Genomic DNA, 18,120 nt, shown 5'->3' with positions numbered 1-18,120 from the left:
TTTTTTACGGGTCACAAAATTATAAATTTACACCGAGATATGAAATACCCTAGTATTGTAATAGGATTAAGATTTTATTAAAATTCCGGATATCCCCCAAATAATCAATATTAATCAATAAATTAGTTTTTTTTAATTCATGCAAATTTGGCAACAACAGAAAGAATAAAACAATAAAACACTGAATTTCATAACATTACACTTCTATGCATTTTATTTTTTATTTGCAATAAATTTTCCGAAATTTGGGCAAATCGTAAAAAGATAAAATATGTCAGATCAGCCATTACAGACTTTAGGAGAATTTCTTATTGACAAACAGGATGACTTCCAATATTCCACAGGAGAGTTTTCGCGTCTTCTGAGTGCCATAAGATTAGCATCCAAAGTTGTAAACAGGGAAGTTAATAAAGCAGGTATTGCAGATATCATCGGAAAAGCAGGAAATGAAAATGTACAGGGCGAAGAGCAGCAGAAACTGGATGTAATTGCCAACGAAATTTTCATCACAGCATTATCACAAAGAGAAGTAGTCTGCGGAATTGCCTCTGAAGAAAATGATGATTTTATTGATATCAAATGCGGAGAAAACGGGCATCTTAGTAAGTATGTTGTGCTAATTGATCCTCTTGACGGCTCATCAAACATTGATGTAAATGTTTCTGTAGGTACAATTTTTTCCATTTACAGAAGAGTTACAGAACCCGGAACCCCTGTACAGCTTGAAGATTTTTTACAAAAAGGAATCAATCAGATTGCAGCCGGTTATGTGATTTACGGCTCATCAACCATGATTGTTTACACAACAGGAAATGGTGTAAATGGTTTTACACTTGATCCTTCTTTGGGAACGTATTATCTCTCGCATCCCAACATGATGTTTCCGAAAACAGGAAAAATTTATTCTATCAACGAAGGAAACTATATAAAATTTCCTCAGGGAGTGAAAAACTACCTCAAATATTGTCAGATGGAAGAAGGCGACAGACCTTATACATCAAGATATATCGGTTCTTTAGTAGCAGACTTTCACAGAAATATGCTGAAAGGAGGAATCTACATCTACCCTTCTTATTCTCAGGCTCCGAATGGAAAACTAAGGTTGCTGTATGAATGCAATCCGATGGCTTTTCTGGCAGAACAGGCAGGCGCAAAAGCATCAGACGGTTTTAGAAGAATCCTTGAAATTGAACCAACGGAACTTCACCAAAGAATACCATTTTTCTGTGGAAGTGTTGACATGGTAGAAAAAGCAGAAGAATTTATGCGAATTGACAGTGTAAAATAATGACAGCAAAATATTTCAGATATTTATTAAACTTCAAACGCCCGAGTGGAACAGCTCGCGGCGTTTTGCTTGATAAAGAGACCTACATTCTTGAAGTTTTTGACAACGATAAAAAAGGAATTGGTGAATGTGCAATTTTCCGTGGATTAAGTTTTGATGACCGACCCGATTATGAAGAAAAACTGCAATGGCTTTGTAATAACATCAACCAAAAACCAGAGTTTTTAAAGGATGAATTGAAAGAGTCCCCTTCCATCTGGTTTGGCTATGAACAGGCATTGCTCAATCTGAAACATGGGAAAAACATTTATTTTCCGAGTGAGTTTACCGAAGGAAAATCAGCAATAACAATCAACGGGCTGATCTGGATGGGTGATATTGAATACATGCAGGAACAAATAACAGATAAGCTGGAAAAAGGATTTTATTGTATTAAACTGAAAATTGGTGTAAACTGGCAATCAGAACATACAATTCTTCAAAAGTTAAGAAAAAAATTCACAAAAGATCAACTTGAAATTCGGGTAGATGCTAATGGAGGTTTTACTAAAGATAAAGCAAAAATTGTTTTGAAACAATTAGCAGACTTACAAATCCACTCCATAGAACAGCCCATAAAAGCAGGAAAATGGGATGACATGACTGAATTATGCTCCCATACTCCAACTCCAATTGCATTAGATGAAGAATTAATTGGTATAATTGATTATTCTGAAAAGAAAAAGCTTTTAGAAACAGTAAAACCTCAGTACATCATCCTAAAACCTGCATTAGCTGGAGGATTTTCAGGTTCGGATGAGTGGATATCCCTTGCTGAACAATTAAATATTAAATGGTGGATCACCTCTGCGTTGGAAAGCAACATAGGTTTGAATGCTATTTCTCAATATACCTTCACAAAAAAAAGCAATATGCCACAAGGATTAGGGACAGGAAATTTATTTACAAATAACTTTCCAAGTCCCTTACATTTAGATGGGGATAAACTTTTTTTTGAAACGTATATCCTTGAAAATAGTTAAATTACTCCATCAATAAAGATTGATTTTTTGATGTAATTTAAAAATTCAGAAAATTTCTTTTTGAACTTATTCATAGCGACAGGTAATATTTAGTTTTTTGGTTTAGCAAATATCGTAAAAAAGTTCCAATAGTTGTGAGTTTTATTTAAAAAATCTTTGCTTTTTTTAGACATCTAAATTTACTAAATTTGCAAACTGTCGTTTGGTACGACTTTAAAGCGAAATTAATGGAAGAAGAAAAAAAATCACTCAATTTTATTGAGCAAATTATAGAAGAAGATCTGGCAAACGGTCTGGAAAAAGACCAGCTCCGTTTCCGTTTTCCGCCTGAGCCCAACGGTTATCTGCATGTAGGACACACAAAAGCTATCTGCATCAACTTTGGTTTGGGCGAAAAATACAATGCTCCTGTAAACCTTCGTTTCGACGATACAAACCCTGAAAAAGAAGAACAGGAATTTGTAGATTCAATTAAAAAAGACGTTGAATGGCTGGGCTTTAAATGGGATAAAGAATTGTACGCTTCCGATTATTTCCAGCAGCTTTACGATTGGGCAGTTCAGCTCATTAAAGAAGGAAAAGCTTATGTAGATGAGCAGCCTTCTGAAGTGATTACCGAACAGAGAAAAAATCCCGCAGAACCGGGAATAGAATCGCCGTACAGAAACCGTCCTTTGGAAGAATCTTTAGATTTGTTCGAAAGGATGAAAAACGGAGAATTTGAAAGCGGCTCTATGTCTCTTCGTGCAAAAATTGACATGATCTCACCCAATATGAACATGCGCGATCCTGTGATGTACAGAATTCTGAATAAACCTCATCACAGAACAGGAACGGCATGGAAAATCTATCCAATGTACGATTGGGCACATGGCGAGTCTGATTATATCGAACAAATTTCTCACTCACTGTGTTCTCTGGAGTTTGAAAACCACAGACCTTTATACAACTGGTATCTGGATCAGGTGTACGAAGAAGGCAAGGTAAAAAACAAACAGAGGGAATTTGCAAGAATGAATGTTTCTTACATGATTACTTCGAAAAGAAAGCTACAGAGGCTTATCGCTGAAAAAGTAGTGAATGGATGGGATGATCCGAGAATGCCTACGATTTCCGGAATGAGAAGAAAGGGCTTTACCCCAACTTCCATTAGAAATTTCATTGAAAAAGTAGGTGTTGCCAAAAGAGAAAACTTAATTGAACTTCAGCTATTGGAATTCTGCGTTCGTGAAGACCTGAATAAAGTCGCAAAACGTGTAATGACGGTGGTTGATCCTGTGAAATTAATCATAGAAAACTATCCTGAAGCACAGGAAGAATGGCTGGAAACAGAAAATAATCCTGAACAGGAAAATGCTGGAACAAGAGAAATTCCGTTCTCCAGAGAATTGTATATTGAGCGTGAAGATTTTAAGGAAGAAGCAAACAACAAATTCTTCAGACTAAAGTTAGGCGGAGAAGTTCGTCTGAAATCTGCTTATATCATTAAAGGTGAAAGAGTAGAAAAAGATGAAAACGGAAACATCACGACCATATATGCTACTTATGATGAAAAATCTAAGTCTGGAAGCGGAACTGAAGAAAGTTTAAGAAAAGTAAAAGGAACAATTCACTGGGTTTCTGCGAAGCATGCCATTCCTGTGGAAGTAAGAAATTATGATAAACTATTTACTGTGGAACAGCCTGATGCTGAGAAAGATGTGGATTTCTTAAATTTCATCAATCCTGAGTCTGTAACTACAGTTCAGGGGTTTGCTGAGCCAAGTCTAAAAGATGTGGCAGTTGGAGAACCTCTTCAATTCCAGAGAATTGGATATTTTACAAAGGATCAGGATTCTACGGATACCAATTTTGTATTCAACAGAACTGTGACATTAAAGGACTCTTATAAGCCGGAGTAAAATTTGTTTGTTTCAAATAAATAAAACAGGGCTTATTTTTTAAGTCCTGTTTTTTGTTTTATAAATCCAGACTATAAACTATTAAATTTTAGAAATTGTGAAAATTATACATTTATATACCAACTCCTTCAAAGGACTGTCTAAAGAAAGCTGGATGTTGGCACTGGTTATGCTTATCAACCGTTCCGGCTCCATGGTACTTCCCTTTTTGGGTGTGTACATGACTGCTCATTTAAAATTCAGTATCGAAAATACAGGAATTGTACTTAGCTTTTTCGGAATCGGTTCGGTAATCGGTTCGTGGTTTGGAGGTTTTATTACCGACAAATTTGGGGAATACAGAGTTCAATATCTTAGCTTATTGTTGAGTGTTCCGTTATTTTGTTTAATTCCATTATTCAAAACAGAAATCGGAGTGGCAGCAATTATTTTGCTGCAGAGTATTGTAAGCGATTCTTTTCGTCCTGCCAACTCAGTTGCCATTACCAAATATGCAAAACCCGAAAATATAACACGGGCTTTTTCCCTGAACCGGATGGCAATTAATCTGGGGTTTTCAATCGGTCCGGCTTTAGGTGGAATTTTGTCGGCAATATCTTACGAGTTTTTATTTTACTCTAATGCTTTTGCTGCTCTCTCGGCAGGTATTTTATACATTATCTTTTTCAATAAACGCAATAAATTAGCAAAACTGAAAGCTAGAAAAGTAAAAGAAGCTATTGAGATAAAAAAAGAGAACTCGCCTTATAAAGACGGTAAATTTTTGATTTACTGCTTTCTGTGTATGCTTTTTTCAATATGTTTTTTTCAGCTTTTCAGTACTTTAACGATTTTCTACAAAGAAACAGCGCATCTAAGCCAGCAGAACATTGGTTATCTTTTGGGTTACAGTGGTTTTATTGTAGTTTTGCTTGAAATGGGATTGGTACAGGCTGCAGAAAAATACCTCAACTTAGCAAGAACGATGTTTCTCGGAACTTTTATTTGCGGACTTTCTTACGCCATGCTTGGTTTTGACTACAGCATAATAACGCTGATTATTTCGATGACTTTGCTCTCGGTTGGAGAAATCTGGGCATTGCCGTTCATGTCAACAATTACAGCCTTGAGATCCGGACAAAACAATAAGGGAGCTTATATGGGACTGAATGGAATTGCTTTTTCTATCGCCTTCATTATCACACCCTATCTGGGAACTTTAATCGCTGAAAAATTTGGTTTTACAATTTTATGGATCGGAACCGGTATTCTGCTTACAGCAACCGCCACAGCATTCTATTTTCTTATCCCATGGATGATTAAGCCTAAAAATTTATAAGCAAAAAGCATATCATTTTATCGTGATATGCTTTTTTATACTGTACTCCTAAATTCATTAGAAATCAATTTTCAGAATAATGTATTTTATATTTTTTCATAAATAAATAATAAAATAATGCAAACAGTACAATTCCAATAATTAAAATCATCCATTCTTCCAAACGGAAAACCTCAGCAAAACTTTCTTTCTGAGTGTAAAAAATCAGAATTGATGAGGTTAAATTATTAAAACCGTGCAAAAGAATGGGCAAAAGCAAAGATTTTGTCTTATAATAAACTAATCCCAAAACAATTCCCAATAAAGATGCTCCTACAAATTGCCAAGGATTTCCATGAATAAGACCGAACAATAAAGATGCAATAAAAATTGCTTTCCAGGGCTTTACACCATTATTGATCATTCCTTTTTGGATGATTCCCCTGAAAATGATTTCCTCAAAAACAGGTGCCATAATCACCGCTGCTATAATCATGACAGCCGGATCATCGGTTAAACTCTTCATCACATTTTCAAAAAAGCGATAAATATCACCAAAAAAAGGTCCTGTTGTAGGAATAAGCGAAGTCGTGAATTCTCCTATCAGCATCATTCCGAACATCATGGGGAAAATAAGAAGATAAGTGGAGAAATTTGTGGGAGAAAAATTAAAATTTAATTTCATTTTAGTAGAAGGACGAACTACAAAAAAATCGAAAAACGCAATAATTAAAGGGAAAACCAAAGCATTTGCCATCATTAAAAACCACGGTTTCTGAGCTACATCAATCTGAAAAAGAACTTTTATCATCAATACAAAAAAACCGGCCAACATACTCCCTGCAATATAACCCGCAAAGAGAATTAAACCTCCAACCCAGTCAAAAATAAATTTCGGATATCTGCTTTTTTCCATGTCTAAAAATTACAGTAACAAAGATAATTTTTTTGTTGTTTAAAACACTTTAATCTTGATTTTAATTAACAAGAGGTGCATGTTGCCTTCTTCTGAAATATTTGATTTTCACAATCCATTAAAATTCACGATTTTTGCAACTTCAAAATACGATATGTCAGACTTAATCAAAGAAATACAAAAAAGAAAAACATTTGGGATCATTTCTCACCCCGATGCCGGAAAAACCACCCTTACTGAAAAATTGCTTTTATTCGGAGGTGCAATTCAGGAAGCTGGTGCCGTAAAATCCAACAAAATAAAAAAGGGAGCGACTTCCGATTTCATGGAAATTGAAAGACAGAGAGGAATTTCTGTAGCAACATCCGTTTTGGCATTTGAGTACAGAGATCACAAAATTAATATTCTTGATACTCCCGGTCACAAAGACTTTGCTGAAGATACTTACCGAACTTTAACTGCAGTAGATTCTGTGATTGTTGTTATTGATGTAGCTAAAGGGGTTGAGGAACAGACTGAAAAACTTGTTCAGGTTTGTCGTATGAGAAATATTCCGATGCTGGTTTTCATCAATAAGCTGGATCGTGAAGGTAAAGATGCATTTGATCTTCTGGATGAAGTAGAGCAAAAACTTGGATTAACCGTTTGTCCACTTTCATTACCAATTGGTATGGGAAGCGATTTTCAGGGGATTTACAACATCTGGGAAAATAATATACAGCTGTTTTTGGAAGAGAAAAAACAGAAAGTTGGTGAGGCAATCAAGTTTGATGATATTAATGATGCTTCTATTGATGAAGTAATCGGTGAAAAAGCAGCCGCTACTCTAAGAGAAGAATTAGATCTGGTACAGTCTGTTTATCCTGCATTTAGCCGCGAAGATTATATGAAAGGAGATCTTCAGCCTGTATTTTTTGGTTCTGCTTTAAATAATTTTGGAGTTCGTGAGCTACTGGATGCATTTATTGATATCGCACCAATGCCACAACCCAAAGAAAGTGATTTGCGCTTAGTAAAACCGGAAGAAAATCAGTTTACAGGTTTTGTATTTAAGATCCACGCAAATATGGATCCTAAGCACAGAGACCGTCTGGCTTTCGTAAAAATTGTTTCGGGAACATTCAAAAGAAATGAAAACTATCTGTTGGTGAGAGAAGGGAAAAAAATGAAGTTTTCTTCTCCCAATGCGTTCTTTGCAGATAAAAAAGAAGTGGTAGACGAAAGCTTCCCTGGTGATATTGTAGGTTTGCATGATACCGGAAATTTCAGAATTGGTGATACATTGACAGGCGGTGAAAAATTGAGTTTCAAGGGAATTCCGAATTTCTCTCCGGAACACTTCAGATACATCAATAATAATGATCCTTTAAAAGCAAAACAGCTTGCTAAAGGAATTGACCAATTGATGGATGAAGGTGTTGCTCAGCTTTTTACCCTCGAAATGAACAACAGAAAAATCATTGGAACCGTTGGTGCGCTTCAGTACGAGGTAATACAATACCGTTTAGAGCATGAATACGGTGCAAAATGTACTTACGAGCCACTTTCTATGCATAAAGCATGTTGGGTGGAAGCTGATGAAAAATCTGATGAATTCAAGGAATTTGCCAGATTGAAACAGAGATTTTTGGCTAGAGACAAATACAATCAGCTTGTATTTTTAGCAGATTCTTCTTTTACCATACACATGACGCAGGAAAAATTTCCTAATGTGAAACTGCATTTTATCAGTGAGTTTCAAAATTCATAAAAGCAGAATACACTATTGTTGAGAAACAATAAACAATCTAAAAATAAAAAACCGTTCAGCTTAAGTTGCTGAACGGTTTTTATGTTAATGATATAAATATTATTTATTAAACATTACTAGTTTCTTAACGATCTGATTACCTTCCAGTTCAACCTCTATCATATACGTTTCAGTAGGAAGATGTCTTAAATCAATTTTTTCTAAATGATCAGAGAAGAATAATCTTGATCTTTTAGGAATTACCAGTTTACCATCCATTGCATAAATGGTATAGTTAAATGCATACGGACGAAGCGGAGTCAGTCTCGGGAAGTCTAATTTAATATATACATATCCGTCATAAGATGGAACTGGATAAATCATCATCCCTTCAAAGAAGGTAGATGGAGTTGTACCAGGATTCCCAGGTGTTCCTGGTACACCCGGCGTTCCTGGTGTTCCCGGTGTTCCAGGCGTTCCCGGGTTAGGGATCGGAGGTACAACAACAGCAGAAGAATTAACCGTAAAATTTTGTGAATTTACGTTTAGGAAAACATTATCAATTGCTTTTACCATAATTCTTGCATTCGTACTGTTTCCTAAATTACCCGGCACTGTAAATGTATGAGTCCCATCATTCGGCGTACTTGCCACCAATACGAAAGGAAAAGTTAATCCACCGTCTGTTGATAATAATATAGTAACATTAGGTGTACTTACCGGTGCAGCAGTAGTGTTTGCGACATTCCAAGTAACGGTTTGTGACTGACCTTCTGTCCATACGATACCTGGAGTATTTTGCGAAGTAACAACAAAAGGACCAGCAGAGTTTACTACTGTGAGTTTAACATCATCGCGTCCTGTCTGCCCGCCCAATGCATTATTATCTCTTACCAGAACAGAAAAATTAAGTTCTCTAGCTCCAGATGGCAGTTTTTCCCATGCTCTGTAATCCGTAGGAGTTACAATTGCAGGATCGTATCCGGAAACAATGGTTGATAGTCTTGGAAAATATCTTGACGGCGATGCTGAAGGCATTACAGATCTGAAAAGCGGACCAACAGTACTTGCCGGCTGAGGCGGCATTGGTGCTACACCTGCATCAATCTGCTCCCATGTATACGTAAGCGGATCATTATTGGCATCTGTGGCTGTTGCCGTAAGCATAAACGGTGTACTTTTAGGAATACTTTTGTCTAAACCTGCATTTACCACAGGCTCTGCGTTGGCAATTGGCGTTTTGGTACCGCAAGTTGATGTATTTCCTGTTGTAAGTCTGGTATACATTTCATTAATGCTTACTGCATGAAAATAAGCATCAGAATTTTGCTGTACGTTTGGCGGACAGATACCTGCATATCCCATGATAGAACTGGCACTTCCCGGTTCTATGGTTGTAGGAGGGTTTCTGTTACAGTTGTTATTTTGTGTATGCATTGCCCCAAACTGATGACCCATTTCGTGTGCAACAAAATCAATAACAAAAGGATCTCCTACCGGAACTGCAGAACCTGTTACTGCACCTGCCTTGCTGTTCCCGCAAATAGCAGGAGTAGCCGCTAATCCGTTATCATTGCCTGCTGTTGCTCTAAAAAACAAATGTCCGATATCATAATTAGCAGAACCAATAATATTATTGGTAACTGTTATATTTTCGTTAAGCATCTGTGGTGCACTTAAAGTGTCGAAAGTATCACTACTAATGAAAAACAAAGCATCAGTATTCGGAATAAGCTGCAGTCTTACTGCGATATCTCTTTCAAAAACACTGTTGAGACGGGTAACAACCAAATTTACCGCTGCTAAAACTGCCGCTTTCTTCTGTGCATCAGTTCCGCTTCCTACACCAGCCTGCCCGGCAATATAAGCAGTATATTCTATCGTTGTTGAAATAGCAAGTCTGTATTTCCTGTTGAGTCCGTCAATAACCGTTTTCTGAACAAGTGATGAAGGATTTGTCATATCACTGTTTCCATCGAAAAGGCAATTAAACTGACCAAGCGGAGACGCATCATTTCTTTTATACAATCTGTACACCTTATTGTCATTGGTATAAGAGTCTATGTAATAAGTTCCTTCGTTATTGCCGATCATACCGTTAAAACCAAAATAAGGATCAATCGTAAATCTTAAAATTACAGATTCATCACCTTTTTTAAAACCGATATAAGATTTTATATCAGAATACCTGTTCTGCAAATCACGATGCATGGTTGAAGATTCATAAACTTCAAAAGTTTCAAATGTTCCTGCAGGAGTTGGAAAACTAAGCAAAACCCCTTTTCTGTAGTTTTTATAGTCTCTGTCTGCAGCATCTTTCAGCTTATTCTGAATCTCATCAACATTAAGCGTAAAGAGAGATGAATCTGAAATTCTTACATTACTCTCACGAACTTCCCCAATGGGATTTGAGCCAAGCTTTTTCCATTGGTTTTGCTGGGCAAATCCCGCTGCCGAAAAGGCAAGTACTGTACCCAGAATCAATAGTTTTTTCTTCATATAATTTTCTTTTAATTTTTCAATTGATTGCTAACAGTTTTATATTTCCCGGAGTTTCACCTGTTAGCTTTATTATTAAAACCGGATTTTTTAGTTTATCAGATTTGTATTCTTCACTTTCTACTTCTCTGTATTTGATTATGAGATCCTGATTTTTACTTTCTATTTCTTTAACTTCAATATCTCCGTAGAGAATTTTATTGAGTTTTGGTTTAAGCACAAGCAAATATTCACCTTCTTCAAAAGTCGGAATGGGTTCTGATCTTGAAAAATTCTTATTACTCAGTTTGCCATAAATTTCAACCGTTTTTTTAAATGTAGTAATAAGGGTTACTTCCGGAAGAAAAACATCTTTATTAAATCTTTTAACTTCGGAAAACTCAATTTTATCCTGCTGATAATTCACTATTGACTTGTTGTTTACATTATTATATACACCAGAATTACTGCAGCTTACGAATGCAGCCATCAGTAAAAACGATACTGTTAACAAAAAAGAGTTTTTCATTTAAATGTCTCAAAAAGCAAAGGTAATTATTATTGTATTTACAAAAAAAGTTTTTTTTAGATATAATGTGGTATTAACATAATTTTTTGTAAAATAAAAAAATAAATTTTACAAAACACTCATTTACAAAAACATAAGAATTTACCAGAATCATACATTTCTTTTACAAATTTCCCGAAAAATCTGAGAGTAGATTTACACCAGTAAACAACAAAATTACAATTACCGTCATCTATAGATTTTGATTGGTAATCGTACAATATCCATAAAAATAATTATTATGAAAAAGAACATTATTACCATCATGGTATGCAGCACTTTTATTATGTGTAAAAAAGGAGAATCTGTAAATCTATCATCTGAACGTATAACACAACAGGTAGACAGCACTGTTGCTGATGTCAACAGCAAAGTTAATGAGACACAGCAAGAATCGAAAGCTGATTTTGATTCTGCAAATATCAAAATTAAAGAATTGGATAAAACTAAAAGTGAGGCAATGCATACGATTGAAGAAACTGCAAAAAGTATAGATTCTTTGTCCGAAAAAATTTCTTCTTTAAATCTTGAATCGTTATCAAAAAAAGATTCTTCAGAAAAGAAAAATGATAAAATTACGAGCAATGTTCCGGCACCAAAGGTTATAAAAGAAACTAGAATTGTCTATAAAACAGAATCAAAGCCTAAAAATATTCCTGTAAAAGATATCATTACTAAAAATGGAGTGATTGAAATCAATGCGGAAAATACAGAAGCATCAAAAGAAAAGGTAAAACAGTTTATCAGTAAATATGACGGAATTTTGAAAAGTGAAAATACTTCACTCAATAACACCGAAAACAAAATTGCTTATCTGAAAGCGAAGGTTCCTATCCGGACATTTGATTATCTGATGGATGATCTCAGCTACAATATCGGAATTGTTGAAAACAAAACTGTAGAAACAAATGGCAGCACTTACAAAAACGATATTTTATGTGATGTAGAAATTACCATTTACGGCAAAACAGAAAGCACTATAAAACCAGAAGAATCTCAAAGCTTTGGAGGAAAATCTTTAGCAGCAGTGTCATCCGGATGGAATGTAATTACTTCTGTTTTTCTCTTCCTGCTGCCGTTTTGGCCGTTATTCCTAATCTTAGGAACAGCCTATCATTTTTATAAAAAAAGACTGCGAAACAGCTCTGATAAAAAAAACAATTAAATTATAGTTAATTTTAATCAGATTTTAATGATAAGAATTATGAAATTATAAAAAAACATATTATTTTTGTTGCATAATATTTATTAAATATTTGGTTGGTAAAGTAAAAGGCTCTCAGATTGAGAGCCTTTACTGTTTATTTCATATTCACTACTTTATCTACAACATACCTTGTATTTCCTCTCCACGGAAGAGCACCATTGTACTCTTTGTAATGAAGATCAAAAACTTTCCCGCTGTTGAGTTCCAACTGCTTGAAAACTTCTGGATCAGAAACGGAAAACTCAAACTCATAACTGGTAATTGTTCCTGTCTTTCCTTTTCCGAAACCTTCCTGGATCAGCTTGCCTTCATAGGTTTTAAAAACATATCCTTTTTTGATGGCATAGTTCAGATAGCCAGATTTCACCCCCTCTCCGAAGACGAAGAAAAATTTATACCAGAAGAAAACTCCTAATAAAAGCAGAATGACTCCGACCGTAATCCACAAAGGTTTTTTCATAGTAGTGTTTTTGAGTTTTTGTTTAATTATTTTGAAATACTTCTTGAGATCACAATTTTCTGGATTTCAGAAGTTCCTTCATATATCTGAGTAATTTTTGCATCTCTCATCATTCTTTCTACATGATATTCTTTTACATATCCGTATCCGCCGTGAATCTGTACCGCTTCGATGGTAGTATCCATTGCAACCTGAGAAGCATATAATTTTGCCATGGCTCCACTTTCAGAAATATCTTTACCCTGATCTTTTTCGGAAGCAGCTTTAAAGCACAGCATTCTTGCAGCAGTAATCTGAGTTGCCATATCTGCCAGTTTGAAAGCAATTGCCTGATGATTGATGATCTCAGTTCTGAAAGCCTTTCTGGTTTTAGCATACTTAAGAGCCAACTCGTAAGCTCCTGAAGCAATTCCTAAAGCCTGAGAAGCAATTCCAATCCTTCCTCCGTTTAATACAGCCATTGCAAAGTTAAAACCAAATCCGTCTTCACCAATTCTGTTTTCTTTCGGAACTTTTACATTATTAAAAATCAAAGAATGAGTATCACTTCCTCTGATTCCCAGTTTATCTTCTTTTAGACCAATTTCAAAACCTTCCCAGCCTTTTTCTACGATAAAAGCATTGATTCCTTTATGTTTTTTCTCAGGATCAGTCTGCGCAATAACAATGTAGTAAGTCGCTGTTCCACCGTTGGTAATCCAGTTTTTGATACCATTCAACAAGTAGTAATCTCCTTTATCTTCTGCTGTTGTTTTCTGAGAAGTAGCATCAGAACCTGCTTCCGGCTCAGATAAAGCAAACGCTCCGATCACTTCACCACTTGCAAGAGGAGTAAGGTATTTTACTTTTTGCTCTTCAGAAGCAAATTTTTCAAGACCGGCACACACCAATGAGTTGTTTACAGACATTACTACGGCAGCAGAAGCATCTACTTTTGCGATTTCTTCTATTGCAAGAACGTAAGAAACGCTATCCATTCCTGCACCACCGTATTTAGGATCCACCATCATCCCCATAAGTCCCATTTCTCCCATTTTTTTAACCTGCTCTGTTGGGAACTTTTGATCACGGTCTCTTTCAATAACTCCCGGTAATAGTTCGTTTTGTGCAAAATCTCTTGCTGCCTGCTGAATCATCAGCTGTTCTTCTGATAAATTAAAGTCCATAAAATGTAAGAATTATATGTCTGTAAATTTACACTTTTTAGGCTAATGTTAAAAAAAATTAATGATTGCAGATAAAACACATATCATCAATAATTTTTAAATATTCAACAAAAATAAAAATCAATTCAATTATCTTCGGTATTATGGTGCGCATTTTAAATATTTATAATTAATACGAAACAATTCCACAATTAAAAAAAATTCTTATATTTAAGTTTCAAACTATTATAAAAAAAATCATGACTATAAAAAGATTATTCGATATCCCTTATTATGCGCTGCAAAACCTGCCTAAAAATGATATGTTTGTTACAAAATATCAGGGTGAATGGAAAAAAACATCCACACAGGAGTTTATTAATCAGGGAAATAAAATTTCGCGCGGACTTCTGAAACTTGGCATAAAACCCGGAGACAAAATCGCCTTGATCACCACCAATTCCCGTACGGAATGGGCAGTAATGGATCTTGGACTTTCACAAATCGGTGTTGTCTCGGTACCTGTGTATCCTAGTATTTCTCCGGAAGATTACGATTTTATCTTTAATAACGCTGAAGTAAAATATTGTTTTGTATCTGATAAAGAATTGCTGGATAAAGTGATGAAAATAAAACATAATGTAGCGAGTTTACAGGGTGTTTTTACTTTTGACAACATCAACGGCGCAGCCAACTGGAAAGAAGTACTTGATCTGGGCGAAGATGATTCTACCCAAATAGAAGTTGAAGACCTTTCCAAAGCAATTAATACTGAAGAACTTGCAACCATCATCTACACTTCAGGAACTACAGGAAAACCAAAAGGAGTAATGCTTACTCACGAAAATATTGTGTCGAATGTTTTGGGTTCTGTTCCCAGAATTCCTAAAAATAAAAGTCTGGACTATAAAGACACCCGGATTTTAAGCTTTTTACCCATCTGTCATATTTTCGAAAGGATGCTTTTCTACTTGTTTCAATACAATGGGTTTTCTATTTACTTTGCGGAGAGTATCGAAAAAATGGGTGAAAACGTAAAAGAGGTAAAACCTCACTACATGAGCGTAGTTCCCAGACTTGTAGAAAAGGTGTATGATAAAATTTACAATACAGGCTCTAATGCAGGCGGATTAAAACAAAAAATATTCTTTTGGGCACTGAATTTAATTCAGAAGAAAAAAGTGATTTCAAAACCTTCCGGACTACAGGAAATCATTGCCGATAAATTGGTCTTCAAAAAATGGAGAGAAGGACTTGGCGGCGAAATCATTACTCTAGTTTCAGGATCTGCAGCACTGTCAACAAGACTGAATCTGATGTTTCAGAACGCAGGAATTCCCATTCTGGAAGGATATGGGCTTACCGAAACTTCGCCTGTAATATCCGTTAACTCTTTCGGGAAAATGAAAGTGGGAACAGTGGGTCATCCGTTAGATAATTTAACGGTGAAAATTCAGGAAGATGGCGAAATTACGGTAAAAGGACCTTCTGTTTTCAAAGGTTATTTTAAAAATGAAGAAATGACCAGAGAAACATTCACCGAAGATGGCTTCTTTAAAACCGGAGACATTGGTCACATCGACAGCGAAGGCTTCCTTCAGATTACAGATCGTAAGAAAGAAATGTTCAAAACGTCAGGCGGAAAATATATTGCTCCCCAAACAATTGAAAATCTGGCGAAAGCATCAAAATTTATTGAGCAGATTATGGTTGTAGGTGATGGCGAAAAAATGCCGACAGCTTTTGTACAGCCCGATTTTGAGTTTGCCAAAAACTGGGCATTGAGAAACAACTTGAATCTGGGAACAACGCCACAGGAAATTGCCAAAAGTCCTGAACTGAAGGCAAGAATTGAAAAAGAGATTGATAAGATAAACGAACATCTTGGCAATTGGGAAAGAATTAAAAAAATTGAACTCACCCCTGAAGTATGGAGTATTGAAAGCGGGCTTCTCACTCCTACTTTAAAACTAAAACGTAAAGCAATTAAAGAAAAATTTATAGATCTTTATAATAAGATGTACGGATATCAGGAATAAATATAAAACCGCTTCAAAAGAAGCGGTTTTATAATTTATCTTTTAATTAAAAACAAGATGGGAATTTTGATGCTTTTCAGCTTGTTTTGGTGTACATTATAGTTATATAAAGAAAAAGCTGCCTTTTTAAATTAAGGCAGCTTTTTTATATTTTAAAACGAAGTATTATTAGAATTTAATCACAGATTTCATTTTCTCTGTTTCTTCGATTACCAATTCGTCATCCACAAGGATTTTTCCTGAATGCTCATCAATGATGATTTTCTTTCTCTGAGCGATTTCCATTTGCTTTTGTGGCGGAATCGTGAAGAATGAACCTTTCGGAGCTCCTCTTTCCAAGCCTACAACTGCTAAACCTGTAGAAGAGTTGCTTCTGATTCTGTTATAGGAAGCCAGCAATCTTTCATCAATTTTAGAAGCAAATTCTTTAGATTTTTCTATTAAATATTCTTCTTCTTTCTGCGTTTCTGAAATCAGACCGTTCAATTCTTCCTTCTTGAATTTAAGGTGATTTTTAAGATCATTAATCTTGTTGTTCAGCTCTGCTAATGTTTCTTCTTTATGACCGATTTTAGCGCCAAATTCACGGATTCTTTTTTCGGCAAGCTGAATTTCCAGTTCCTGATATTCTATTTCTTTTCCTAACGCTTCAAATTCTTTATTGTTTCTTACGTTATCCTGCTGAGATTTGTATTTTTCAATAAGCGTTTTGGCGTGATTGATCACTTCATTTTTTGTATTGATCTGATCGTTCTGATCTTTTATTTCTGCATGAAATTTCTCAGCTCTCGTTTCAAGACCTTCAATCTCAATTTCAAGATCTTCTACTTCAATTGGCAATTCTCCTCTTGTGTTACGGATTTCGTCCAATCTTGAATCGATGATTTGAAGATCATACAAAGCTCTTAATTTTTCTTCGACTGAAATTTCGGTGGTTTTTGCCATATCTAAAGGAAATAATTTACTGGGTTTGTTTTTTCACTAGATTTTAAGATTGCAAATGTACTAATTTTTTGTGATAAAATTTCAAATATTTGTTGAGCAACCCATTGTTCAGATTCATAATGTCCCACATCGCAAATCAGCATCCGGGATTCCGCCAGAAAATAGTCGTGATATTTAAGATCTCCCGTAATATAAGCATCACACTGGTTTGCCAAAGCAGATTTTATTCCGCTGGCTCCGGAACCACCCAAAACCCCTACTCTTTTAATTTTTTTATCTATGAAATCTGAATGTTTGATAACATCTACATTGAGTTTACCTTTAATGAATCTCAGAAAATCTTTTTCGTCCATTTCATCATCAAATTCGCCAAACATTCCCAAACCTGAATATTGATTATGATTGTCCAGACTGTAAATCTGATGCGCAACTTCTTCATAAGGATGCGCTTTTATCATGGCTGACGTAACTGCTTTTTCTTTATAAGCTTCAAAAATTACAGAAATCATGCTTTCATCCGCATTTTCACGTACATTCTGATGTCCTGAAAAAGGATTAGAACCTTCATTGGGTCTGAATGTTCCTTTACCTTCGATAGTAAAACTGCATTCATCATAAAAACCAATATTCCCGGCTCCCGCTTCAAATAATGCTTCCTTTACAGCTTCTGCATAATCATTCGGAACGAAAACTGTCAACTGTTTCAGGTTATTTTTCTTAGGCTGAAGAATTTTTAAGTTTTTAAGACCTAGATGGTTGCATATTCCTGCATTCACCCCAAAAAAATCATTATCGAAGGCTGTATGTATGGCATAAATCGCAATTTTGTTTTCTATGGCTTTTAAAACCGCTCTTTCGACATAATTTTTTCCGGTAATTGATTTTAATCCTGAAAAAATAATAGGATGAAAACAAACAATAAGATTACAGTTTTTAGAGACAGCTTCATCAACCACATTTTCCAGAGCATCATGACAAACAAGGATTCCGCTGACGTTTCTTGCCGGAACTCCGCATAATAATCCGACGTTATCAAAATCTTCTGCCTGCGGAATGGCAATCTGCTTTTCTATGATAGAAATTACTTCTTTTATTGTCATTTTATTCTGTAAGTTTGTTACGAAA

14 protein-coding genes are annotated in these 18,120 nt (G+C 35.4%); 7 read left to right on the top strand and 7 right to left on the bottom strand.

Features of this window, described 5'->3' with window-relative positions; genetic code table 11:
• Window positions 1-271 precede the first annotated feature (271 nt).
• The 4 genes from fbp (at window position 272) to FNE73_RS03130 (ending at window position 5,529) form a co-directional block, all read left to right on the top strand.
• Window positions 272-1,288, top strand: coding sequence for a class 1 fructose-bisphosphatase (gene fbp, locus FNE73_RS03145; RefSeq protein ID WP_089741916.1), 1,017 nt, complete (start codon window positions 272-274; stop codon window positions 1,286-1,288).
• Window positions 1,288-2,310, top strand: coding sequence for an o-succinylbenzoate synthase (locus FNE73_RS03140; protein WP_143883320.1), 1,023 nt, complete (start codon window positions 1,288-1,290; stop codon window positions 2,308-2,310). Before fbp ends, FNE73_RS03140 begins: the two co-directional genes overlap by 1 nt.
• A 227-nt stretch (window positions 2,311-2,537) precedes the next feature.
• Entirely contained in the window at window positions 2,538-4,211 is a 1,674-nt protein-coding gene (locus FNE73_RS03135) for a glutamine--tRNA ligase/YqeY domain fusion protein (protein WP_143883319.1), read from the top strand.
• A gap of 94 nt (window positions 4,212-4,305) precedes the next feature.
• Window positions 4,306-5,529 carry an MFS transporter gene (locus FNE73_RS03130; RefSeq protein WP_455423419.1) on the top strand — a complete coding sequence of 408 codons (1,224 nt, stop codon included), beginning with the start codon at window positions 4,306-4,308 and terminating at the stop codon, window positions 5,527-5,529.
• A 64-nt stretch (window positions 5,530-5,593) separates the two neighbouring features.
• Here FNE73_RS03130 and FNE73_RS03125 read toward each other — a convergent pair whose 3' ends face one another.
• A complete protein-coding gene (locus tag FNE73_RS03125) occupies window positions 5,594-6,424 on the bottom strand; it encodes a CPBP family intramembrane glutamic endopeptidase (protein ID WP_143883318.1) in 831 nt (276 codons plus the stop codon).
• Between the two features lie 154 nt (window positions 6,425-6,578).
• On the opposite strand from FNE73_RS03125, the gene FNE73_RS03120 reads away from it, so the two are divergent.
• Window positions 6,579-8,174 carry a peptide chain release factor 3 gene (locus tag FNE73_RS03120; protein ID WP_143883317.1) on the top strand — a complete coding sequence of 532 codons (1,596 nt, stop codon included), beginning with the start codon at window positions 6,579-6,581 and terminating at the stop codon, window positions 8,172-8,174.
• Window positions 8,175-8,273: 99 nt separating this feature from the next.
• Here the strand turns inward: FNE73_RS03120 and FNE73_RS03115 are convergent, their stop codons facing one another.
• Window positions 8,274-10,652 carry a reprolysin-like metallopeptidase gene (locus FNE73_RS03115; protein ID WP_143883316.1) on the bottom strand — a complete coding sequence of 793 codons (2,379 nt, stop codon included), beginning with the start codon at window positions 10,650-10,652 and terminating at the stop codon, window positions 8,274-8,276.
• A gap of 19 nt (window positions 10,653-10,671) precedes the next feature.
• On the bottom strand, window positions 10,672-11,160 hold the full coding sequence (locus FNE73_RS03110) for a hypothetical protein (protein WP_143883315.1): 489 nt from the start codon (window positions 11,158-11,160) through the stop codon (window positions 10,672-10,674).
• Window positions 11,161-11,440: 280 nt separating this feature from the next.
• Here FNE73_RS03110 and FNE73_RS03105 point away from each other — a divergent pair, with 280 nt between their 5' ends.
• On the top strand, window positions 11,441-12,364 hold the full coding sequence (locus FNE73_RS03105) for a DUF4349 domain-containing protein (protein ID WP_143883314.1): 924 nt from the start codon (window positions 11,441-11,443) through the stop codon (window positions 12,362-12,364).
• A gap of 136 nt (window positions 12,365-12,500) precedes the next feature.
• Here FNE73_RS03105 and FNE73_RS03100 read toward each other — a convergent pair whose 3' ends face one another.
• Window positions 12,501-12,866 carry a hypothetical protein gene (locus FNE73_RS03100; protein WP_143883313.1) on the bottom strand — a complete coding sequence of 122 codons (366 nt, stop codon included), beginning with the start codon at window positions 12,864-12,866 and terminating at the stop codon, window positions 12,501-12,503.
• A 26-nt stretch (window positions 12,867-12,892) separates the two neighbouring features.
• A complete protein-coding gene (locus tag FNE73_RS03095; protein WP_143883312.1) occupies window positions 12,893-14,032 on the bottom strand; it encodes an acyl-CoA dehydrogenase family protein in 1,140 nt (379 codons plus the stop codon).
• 239 nt (window positions 14,033-14,271) lie between these two features.
• Here FNE73_RS03095 and FNE73_RS03090 point away from each other — a divergent pair, with 239 nt between their 5' ends.
• Entirely contained in the window at window positions 14,272-16,050 is a 1,779-nt protein-coding gene (locus tag FNE73_RS03090) for an AMP-dependent synthetase/ligase (protein WP_143883311.1), read from the top strand.
• 168 nt (window positions 16,051-16,218) lie between these two features.
• Here FNE73_RS03090 and FNE73_RS03085 read toward each other — a convergent pair whose 3' ends face one another.
• Both FNE73_RS03085 and FNE73_RS03080 read right to left on the bottom strand, forming a co-directional pair.
• Entirely contained in the window at window positions 16,219-16,995 is a 777-nt protein-coding gene (locus FNE73_RS03085) for a zinc ribbon domain-containing protein (RefSeq protein WP_143883310.1), read from the bottom strand.
• A gap of 2 nt (window positions 16,996-16,997) precedes the next feature.
• A complete protein-coding gene (locus tag FNE73_RS03080; RefSeq protein WP_143883309.1) occupies window positions 16,998-18,095 on the bottom strand; it encodes a Nif3-like dinuclear metal center hexameric protein in 1,098 nt (365 codons plus the stop codon).
• Between the last annotated feature and the right edge of the window lie 25 nt (window positions 18,096-18,120).

Source organism: Chryseobacterium binzhouense (genome assembly GCF_007474545.1).
GTDB lineage: Bacteria > Bacteroidota > Bacteroidia > Flavobacteriales > Weeksellaceae > Chryseobacterium > Chryseobacterium binzhouense.
Note: the sequence above shows the minus strand (reverse complement) of the source record. Positions and strands in the feature narration are given on the sequence as shown.